This is a genomic window from Nonomuraea sp. NPDC049784 (genome assembly GCF_040659615.1).
Taxonomy (GTDB): Bacteria; Actinomycetota; Actinomycetes; order Streptosporangiales; family Streptosporangiaceae; genus Nonomuraea.
Genome location: NZ_JBFAMX010000451.1, coordinates 1 through 8,580, shown reverse-complemented (window position 1 = coordinate 8,580; position 8,580 = coordinate 1). Strand labels below are relative to the sequence as shown.

Genomic DNA, 8,580 nt, shown 5'->3' with positions numbered 1-8,580 from the left:
CGCCGCCCGCGTTGGCGGGCGGCGGGGCCACGCTCATGCGGCACCTGCTCGACCTCGGCCACCGCCGCCTCGGCGTGCTGGGCGGCCCCGCCAACCTGACGACGGTCGAGGACCGGCTGTCCGGGCTGCGGGCGGCGCTCGGCGCGGCGGGGCTCGACTGGCGCTCGATCCCGGTCGTGCACGGCGACTTCACCAGGGAGGGCGGCGCGGCGGCGACCGCCAGGCTGATGCGCGCGCACCCCGATCTGACGGCGGTCGTGGCGCTGAACGACCCGATGGCGGTGGGCGCGCTGTCGTGGCTGCTCGGCAACGGGCGCAGGGTGCCCGGGGAGATCTCGGTGGCCGGGTTCGACGACGCGCCGGTCGCGCGGGACGTCTTTCCGGCGCTGACCACGATCAGGCTTCCCATGGTCGGCATGGGCAGGCAGGCGCTGGAGCTCGTACTCAAGCCGCCCGCCTCACGCCCGCGCCGCCGCCGCACCGCGCACGAGCTGGTCGTACGCGCCTCCACCGCCCCACCGTTCGCCTGACAGGCCGGGCGCCGGCGATTCCACTGCCCCCTTGACAGGCTGATCCCCCGGGTTACGATCCGCTTCAAAGGTCAACGAAAGCGCTTTCGGAAGCGCTTACGAGAGCGCACCCGGCGAGAGGATCCCGGATGTCAGCCTTTCGCACCTTCGTCCTCGCGGCCATGCTCGCGCTGGCCGTACCGATCCCCGCCCAGGCCGCCGCCACGGAAACACAGGAGTGCGGCCCGGGACACGCCAAGGTCAAGCACGTGAACGACGGGCGCAACTGGGCGCCCGTGACCCCGTCCAAGTGGCAGTTCCCCGGCGACCAGGTGATCCTCGCCGAGGCCGGCGTCGCCCGGCCGGGCCCGCGCCGCCCCTTCGAGTACGCCGTACTCAAGACCGGCCCCGAGTTCGGCTCGGTGCGGATCGACGCCGACATCCGCCTGGACACGCCGACCAGCGTCAGCAACCGAGACGTGATCATCGTGTTCGGCTACCGGTCGGACACCGAGTTCTCCTACGTCCACCTTTCTCAGGACAACACCATCTACCCGCACAACGGGATCTTCGTCGTCGACAACGCCGACCGCCTGCGCATCGACGACCAGTGGAACGGCCAGGTGGGCGCGCCGCCCGCGGTCACCGACATGGAGTGGCATCACGTCCGCGTCACCTACTGCGTGGACACCGGCCGCATCGCGGTCTACATGGACGGCGCCGCGACCCCGCTGATCACGGCCACCGACCGCACGTTCACGTCGGGCCGGGTCGGTTTCGGCTCGTTCGACAACATCGGCAGGATGCGCGACATGACCGTCAAGGGCACCCCGGCCTGCGACAAGCCCGCCGAGCAGTGATCTCCCCGAGCAACACCCCGACTTCCTGGTGGTGAGCAGGTATGCCGAAAACCCTCCGGTGCCTGATCGCCGCGGTGCTGGTGACCGCATTATGCGCGCCGGCGGCAGCCGCGCAGGCCGAGCCGACCCCCATCGACGACCCCATCCCCGAGAAGCCCACCGCCTCGGGGTTGACGCTGACCCTAGAGGAGTTCGCCTCGTTCCCGAAGACCGAGACGACTCCTGACCCGACCGACCCGCGACTGGTCCGCTGGGCCAGGATCAACTACCTGGGCGAACTGCCGGACGGCTCGCGCCGCCTGTTCGTCAACGACCTCAACGGCAAGCTCTACTTCCTCGACAAGGGCCAGCCGCGCGAATACCTCGACGTCGGCGCGGCCTTCATCCCCGACTTCGTCTCGGGCCGCGGCATGGGCAGCGGGTTCGGCTTCGCCGCCTTCCACCCCGACTTCGCCAGGAACGGCAAGTTCTACACGGTCCACACCGAGTGGGGCGACGCGCTGACCACGAAGACGCCCGACATGACGCCCCAGCCCGGCACCAAGTTCCACGGCGTGATCACCGAGTGGACGGCCACGGACCCGAAGGCGAACGTCTTCTCCGGCACCCACAGGGAGGTGCTGCGGCTCGGCTTCAACGGCCAGATCCACGGCATCCAGCAGATCGATTTCAACCCGACCGCCCGCCGCGGCGACAAGGACTTCGGCCTGCTCTACGTCGCCTCGGGCGACGGCGGCCGCGGGGTGTCCAGCGACGACCCGCAGAACCTGGCGAACCCGTACGGCAAGATCCTCAGGATCGACCCTACGGGCACGAACAGCGCGAACGGCAAGTACGGCATCCCCGCCTCGAACCCCTTCACCGGCCAGGCCGGCAAGCTGGGCGAGATCTACGCGTACGGCATGCGCGACCCCCACCGCTTCAGCTGGGACCCGCAGGCCGGCAACCGGCTGTTCCTCGGCCACATCGGCGAGCACGCCATCGAGGCCGTCTACGACGTCGGCGCCGGTGACAACCTGGGCTGGAGCGAGCGCGAGGGCTCGTTCGTGTTCAACAAGGCCGACCGCTGTCACCTCTACACGCTGCCGGACGACGACGCGCAGTACGGCTACACGTACCCGGTCGCCGCCTACGACCACGACCCGCCGCCCGGCCACTCCTGCACCGCCGACAGCGGCCATGCCATCGCCGGCGGGTTCGTCTACCGCGGGCAGAAGCTGCCGCTGCTGTACGGCAAGTACCTGTTCGGCGACCTCGTGGACGGCCAGGTCTTCTTCACCGTCGCCGCCCAGATGGACGAGCGGACCGGCCGCCGGGCCACGATCTACAAGCCGCGGCTGGTCGACGCGACCGGCAAGCAGGTGACCATGCAGGACCTGGCCGGGAGCACCCGCGTGGACCTGCGCTTCGGCAGCGACGGCGCGGGCGAGCTCTACGTGCTGTCCAAGGCGAACGGCAAGATCTGGAAGGTCACCAAGGCCGGCTGGACGCCGCCTGACGTGCTGCCGAGCCTGCGCGACCACGTGGTGGCCGCGTACGACTTCGAGCACCCGCTGCCCGGCGACCCGGCCCAGGAGCAGGACCAGGGCCTGTCGGGCGCGAACATCACGCTGGTCAACGGCGGCGCCGCCATGCGCGTGGCCGACCGGGCGTACCGGGGCAGCACGTACGCGCTGCAGACCCGCCAGGTCAACCCGGCCACGGCCGGCAACGACGACTGGAAGGCCGGGGTCTACGGCGGGGACGGCGTGCCGGCGCTGCACGCGTTCAACGGCGTCAAGGGCGTCACCGTCATGGGCTGGTTCAAGATGCAGGGCGACGGGCCGGCACTCAACTCCAACACCGACAACCCGGCCGACCGCTTCAACGCGATCGGCCTGGCCGGGCTGCTCAGCGGCAACTCCCAGGGACACGACGTCAGGGCCCTGCTCGAGCTCATCACGGTGAACGGCGAGCTGCGGATGGTGGCGCTGGCCAGGCGCGTGGACGGCAGCAGCTCCCAGACCTTCGCCGCGAGTCAGCCCTGGCAGGAGATCCTGCCGCGCGACCAGTGGGTCTTCCTCGCCGCGACGTTCGACTTCGACACCGCGACGATGAAGCTGTTCAGGAACGGCCGCCCGCTCGACGGGTTCTACACGGTCGCCGGCGACCCTTGGGGCGTCGAAGGCGATCCCGAGCCCGACGTCACCTCGGCGACCGACCCGAGAGGCATCAAGATCGGCGGCAGTTACCCGCAGAACACCAGGGAGCAGAATCCCTGCGACTGCCGCATGGACGGCCTGATGTTCCTGGACAGGGTCGCGGCCCCGGGCGAGATCCGGGCCCAGTACGAGCTGGCGCGGACGCGCTAGCCCCGATTTCCGCACATCCCCCGCCGTACTCCGGCGGGGGTCCTTTGGAGAAACGAGCACGGTGGCTGAGGTCCCTTTCCGAGAAGGGGAGAGGGGTCCGGGAAGCCGGGAGCCCTTGAGCGGAGGGCCGGCGGAGGCGGGGAGGGGCTAGCCGATGGTCTGCATCTTCTTCGTCCGGTGGTCGGTGAGGTGGAGGTCGCCTCCGAGCCGCTCCTTGAGCAGGTCGAGCACCTTGCGGCTGGACAGCACCGTCCAGAGCTTGCCGACCAGGTGCGGGTTGTACTCGGGGGCGGCGTCCATCCAGGCGTCCTTGCCGGCCTGGGTCTTGAACGTCGTGACGAAGAACTCGCCATCGGCGGTCTTGCAGTAGCCAGTACGGATCTCCGAGGCGTTGACCTGCATCTTCGGCTTGCAGCCGACCTTGGCGGACAGCTGCTCGACGGTGAGGGGGGCGGCGTTGCCCTGCTGTCCGGCTGCTGCGACATAGCCGCCACCACTCCCTGAGGAGCAGCCGGCGACCAGTCCGGCCAGCAGCGCGAAAGCGGCCAGACGTGGAAGTGTCGTCATGTGCGGAGGTACGCAGGCCCCCCAGCCCCGGTTCAGCCCATACCGTTTGGTTACTTCGGCGCCGGCGTCTGGGAGACCCTGTGGTCCATCAGGTGCAGGTCGCCGCTGAGCGGCTCCTTCAGCTGCTCCAGCACCTCGAGCGGCCCCAGGACGGTCCAGCGGGGGCCGACGAGGTGCGGGTTGTACTCAGGCGCGCGGTCCATCCACTCGTCCTTGAGCTTCTCGCTGGCGAACGTGTTGACGAAGAACCGGCCGACCTTCGTCTTGCAGTAGCCGGTACGCAGGTCGGCGGCGTCGACCTGCATCTTCGGCGTGCAGCCGACCTTGGCGGACAGCTGCTCCACGGTCAGGGGCGCGGCGGTCTTCTGGGTGTCGCCTGCTGCGGCGTAGTCGCCCCAGCCCCCTGAGGAGCAGCCGGCGACCAGCCCGGCCAGCAGCGCGAAAGCGGCCAGACGTGGAAATGTCGTCATGTGCGGAGGTACGCACCGAAAATCGCCTCGGTTCAGCGAAGAATGACGCAACCCTGATCGCGGAGCCGTCGCAGCACCTCGGGCTCGCCGTCGAGCTTGTTCCAGCGCAGATCGAGCTTCTCCAGCGGGGGCAGCACCGGAGGCAGCTCCCGCAGCCGGTTGTTGCGGAGGTCGAGGTGCCTGAGCCCGGGCGGCAGCGCGTCCGGCAGCTCTCGCAGCCGGTTGTTACGCAGGTCGAGCACGCGCAGCTCGCCCAGCTCGGCGATCGAAGCGGGCAGCCGGGCCAGCCGGTTGCCCTGCGCGTGCAGCTCCCGCAGCCGCCGCAGCCCGCCTATGGACTCCGGCAGCGACTCCAGCCGGTTGTTGTACAGCCGCAGCTCCACCAGCGAGGCCATCCGCCCGATGGACTCGGGCAGCCGGGTCAGCTGGTTGTCGGTGAGGTTGAGGTACGCGAGCCGCCCCAGCCGCCCGATCGCCTCCGGCACCTCGGCGAGCAGATTGTCGCTCAGGTACAGGTAGTCGGTGAGATCCAGGTCGCCGAGCTCGGGCGGGACGGAGGCGAGCCGGTTGTGCCCCAGGTCGAGCATGCGCAGCCGGGTCAGCCCGCCGATCGCGGCCGGGACCTCGGTGAGGGCGTTCTCGGCCAGGTTGAGCGACTCCAGCCCGGTCAGCTTCCAGAGGGAGGCCGGCACGCCGGCCAGCCCGTTCCCGCCGGCCGCGAGGTGCCGCAGGCGGGGGCTCAGCCGGTCGGGGATCGTGCCGACGCGGTTGCCGTACAGGAAGAGGACCTCCAGGTACGGCGGGCAGCGCGGGAACGACGTCAGCTCGTTCCCGTCCAGGTGCAGCGCCCGAAGCGCGGTCAGCCCCGAGAGGTCGGGCAGCGAGCGCAGCCGGTTGCCGTCGAGCCTGAGCTCCTCGAGCGCGACGAGCCCGGCCACCCGGTCAGGGACCTCGGAGATGTCATTCCAGGCCAGGTCGATCAGCCGGACGTCGTCGGGAACGGCCGGGAAGGAGGTCAGACCGGCAGCAGGCGCACGCATGCGGACGATCATCCCATGCGGGAGCGCAGGTCGAAGAGCTCGGACGGGGAGATGGGCATGCGGTCGATCGCGATGCCCTCGGCGTCCTCGATGGCCGAGGCGATGACCGCGGAGACGGGGATCACGCCGGCCTCGCCCGCGCCCTTGATGCCGAGCGGGTTGAGCGGCGAGGGCGTCTCCAGGTGGGCGGTCTCGATGTGCGGGATCTCGGTGGCGTACGGCATGAGGAAGTCCATGAAGGAGGCGTTCACGAGCTGGCCGTGCGGGTCGTACACCATGCGCTCGTAGAGGGCCCCGCCGATGCCCTGCGCCACTCCCCCGTGGATCTGGCCCTCCACGATCATGGGGTTGATCAGCCGGCCGCAGTCGTGCACGACCACGTACCGCACCACCTTGATCTCGGCGGTCTCCGGGTCGGTCTCGACGATCGCCGCGTGCATGCCGGACGCGAACGTGGACCTGATCGGCGAGTAGTAGTCGCGCCCCTCCAGCCCCGGCTCCTCGCCCTCGGCGACCGGCGGCCGGTCGGGAGAGGCGGTGCCGGAGAACTGGGTCGCCTTCGCGGTCTCGTCGTCGAAGGCGTAGCGCAGCGGGTTGGCCAGCACCGCCACCGTGGACAGCGGGATGGAGGCGGTCGGCGCGCCCATGACGTGCACCATCCCGTCGGTGATCTCCAGGTCGGCCGGGTCGGCCTCCAGCGCGTCGGCGGCGATCCGCAGTGCCTTCTCGCGTACTTTCCTGCAGGCCAGCGCGATGGCGTTGCCGCTGACGACGGCCGCGCGCGAGGCGAACGTGCCCACCGCGTAACCGAACCTGCGGGTGTCGCCGGTCACCACGCTCACCCGCTCGATCGGCACGCCCAGCTCGGTGGCGGCGATCTGCGCGAACACGGTCTCGTGCCCCTGCCCCTGCGAGGTGAGCCCGGTGGACACGTGCACCCGCCCGTCGGAGGTCACCTGCACGTGCCCGCCCTCGTACGGCCCCACGCCGGTGCCCTCGACGTAGCACCCGATGCCGATGCCCCTGCCCGGCCGCCTGTCGAAGGAGTCCCAGCCGATCAGCTCCTTGACCATGCGGAGCATCTCCGGGTAGTTGCCGCTGTCGTAGATCAGCGGCCGCCCGTCCTGGAACGTCATCCCCTGGTCGTACGGGAACTCGTCGGGTCCGATGAAGTTGACCTCGCGCACCTCGGTCCGGTCCTTGCCGAGGTACCCGGCGATCTTGTCCATGGTCCGCTCCATGCAGAACACGCCCTGTGGCCTGCCGGCTCCCCGGTAGGGCGTGACCTGCACGGTGTTGGTGTAGACGGCGGAGAACTCGACCCGGTAGGCCCCGATCTTGTACGGGCCCAGGAGCTGCGTCGAGGTGACGATCGGCACGATGATGCCGTAGGGCGTGTAGGCGCCGTGGTCGTGCAGGATCGTCACGTCCAGGCCGAGGACCCGGCCGTCGTCGTCGAAGCCGGCCCGTACGTACTGCACCTGGCCGCGCTCATGAGCGGATGAGACGAAGTGCTCCCTGCGGTCCTCCGTCCACTTGATCTCGCGCCCGAGCGTCATGGCCGCCCACGGCACCAGCACCTCCTCGGGCCACGGGTGCACGATCTTCACTCCGAAGCCGCCGCCCACGTCGGGCGCGATCACCTCGACCTGCGGCAGCGGCAGCTCGAGCGCGGCGGCCACGGCCATGCGGACGCTGGTGGAGGTCTGGGTGCTGGAGTAGACGCGCAGGTCCCTGCCGTCCCAGCGGGCGTACACGCCGCGTCCCTCCAGGGGCATGCTGGCGCTGCGCTCTATGTCGAGCCGGAAGGCCAGCGTGTGCGGCGCGGTCTCGATCGCCTCCCGCGCGCCGCGCCCGTCGGCACCGGCGACCTCCTGGACGAGGTGCGCGCCGACGTTGCCAGGCACGTCCTCGTGTACGAGCTGGGCGCCCTGCACCGCCTCCTCCAGGCCGACGACCGGCTTGAGCAGCTCGTAGTCGACCTCGATGAGCGCGCAGGCGTCCTCGGCCGCGTACCGGTCGGTGGCCACGACCATGACCACCGGCTCGCCGACGTGCCTGACGACGTCCCTGGCCAGCGGGTACGCGGTGCGCCCGTGCGTGAGCGCCGGGTGCGGGATCAGCAGCGGCAGCGCCCTGCCGACCCGTTCGGGCAGGTCCTCCCAGGTGTAGATGGCGACCAGCCCCTCCACGTCGAGCGCGGGGGCCACGTCGATGTCCCGGATGCGGGCGTGCGCGTGCGGCGAGCGCACGAACGCGGCGGCCAGCGCGCCGGGCCCGAGGTCGTCGAGGTAGCGGCCCTGCCCGGTGAGCAGCCTGGGATCCTCCCGCCGTTGCACGGACTCCCCGAACAGCCTCGTCGTCATGCTTCCTCCGCCAGCAGCTCGGCGGCCCGGTGGACGGCCTTGACGATGTTCTGGTAGCCGGTGCACCGGCACAGGTTGCCGGAGATGCCCTCGAGCACCTCCTCGTCCGTGGGGGCCGGGTTGTCCCGCAGCATGGCGGTCACCGTGCACAGGAACCCCGGCGTGCAGAACCCGCACTGCAGCCCGTGGCACTCGGCGAACGCCCGCTGCACCGGCGACATCGAGGGGCCCGTGGCCAGCCCTTCCACGGTGGTGATCTCGGAGCCGTCCACGGTGACCGCGAACGTCAGGCATGACCGTACCGGCTCTCCGTCGAGCAGCACGGTGCAGCAGCCGCAGACGCCGTGCTCGCAGCCGACGTGGGTGCCGGTCAGGCCGAGGTCGTGGCGCAGGCAGTCGGACAGCAGGCGGCGGGCG

8 protein-coding genes are annotated in these 8,580 nt (G+C 70.5%); 3 read left to right on the top strand and 5 right to left on the bottom strand.

All coding sequences use genetic code 11. The features are described from left to right. The 3 genes from AB0J09_RS47400 to AB0J09_RS47390 all read left to right on the top strand — a co-directional run. Nucleotides 1-530 (top strand): substrate-binding domain-containing protein (locus AB0J09_RS47400; RefSeq protein WP_360706838.1); only part of this gene is annotated, 530 nt, incomplete at its 5' end. Between the two features lie 128 nt (nt 531-658). Next, entirely contained in the window at nt 659-1,369 is a 711-nt protein-coding gene (locus AB0J09_RS47395; protein ID WP_360706835.1) for a hypothetical protein, read from the top strand. Between the two features lie 41 nt (nt 1,370-1,410). After that, the gene (locus AB0J09_RS47390) at nt 1,411-3,720 is read left to right on the top strand and encodes a PQQ-dependent sugar dehydrogenase (protein ID WP_360706832.1); all 2,310 of its coding nucleotides are present in this window, start codon (nt 1,411-1,413) and stop codon (nt 3,718-3,720) included. A gap of 147 nt (nt 3,721-3,867) precedes the next feature. On the opposite strand, the gene AB0J09_RS47385 is transcribed toward AB0J09_RS47390, so the two are convergent. The 5 genes from AB0J09_RS47385 to AB0J09_RS47365 all read right to left on the bottom strand — a co-directional run. Next, nucleotides 3,868-4,287, bottom strand: a complete 420-nt coding sequence (locus tag AB0J09_RS47385) for a hypothetical protein (protein WP_360706829.1) — start codon at nt 4,285-4,287, stop codon at nt 3,868-3,870. Nucleotides 4,288-4,337: 50 nt separating this feature from the next. Then, a complete protein-coding gene (locus tag AB0J09_RS47380; protein WP_360706827.1) occupies nt 4,338-4,757 on the bottom strand; it encodes a hypothetical protein in 420 nt (139 codons plus the stop codon). Nucleotides 4,758-4,789: 32 nt separating this feature from the next. Further along, nucleotides 4,790-5,797, bottom strand: coding sequence for a hypothetical protein (locus AB0J09_RS47375; protein ID WP_360706824.1), 1,008 nt, complete (start codon nt 5,795-5,797; stop codon nt 4,790-4,792). Between the two features lie 8 nt (nt 5,798-5,805). Further along, entirely contained in the window at nt 5,806-8,163 is a 2,358-nt protein-coding gene (gene cutA, locus AB0J09_RS47370) for an aerobic carbon-monoxide dehydrogenase large subunit (RefSeq protein ID WP_360706821.1), read from the bottom strand. Continuing rightward, on the bottom strand, nt 8,160-8,580 hold a 421-nt coding region (locus AB0J09_RS47365), incomplete at its 5' end, for a (2Fe-2S)-binding protein (protein WP_360706818.1). The genes cutA and AB0J09_RS47365, both read right to left, overlap by 4 nt.

Bases quoted from the DNA above. Each gene is read 5' to 3' on its own strand.
- AB0J09_RS47395 (WP_360706835.1), top strand. From the start codon at position 659: ATGTCAGCCTTTCGCACCTTCGTCCTCGCGGCCATGCTCGCGCTGGCC.
- AB0J09_RS47390 (WP_360706832.1), top strand. From the start codon at position 1,411: ATGCCGAAAACCCTCCGGTGCCTGATCGCCGCGGTGCTGGTGACCGCA.
- AB0J09_RS47385 (WP_360706829.1), bottom strand. From the start codon at position 4,287: ATGACGACACTTCCACGTCTGGCCGCTTTCGCGCTGCTGGCCGGACTG.
- AB0J09_RS47380 (WP_360706827.1), bottom strand. From the start codon at position 4,757: ATGACGACATTTCCACGTCTGGCCGCTTTCGCGCTGCTGGCCGGGCTG.
- AB0J09_RS47375 (WP_360706824.1), bottom strand. From the start codon at position 5,797: ATGCGTGCGCCTGCTGCCGGTCTGACCTCCTTCCCGGCCGTTCCCGAC.
- cutA (WP_360706821.1), bottom strand. From the start codon at position 8,163: ATGACGACGAGGCTGTTCGGGGAGTCCGTGCAACGGCGGGAGGATCCC.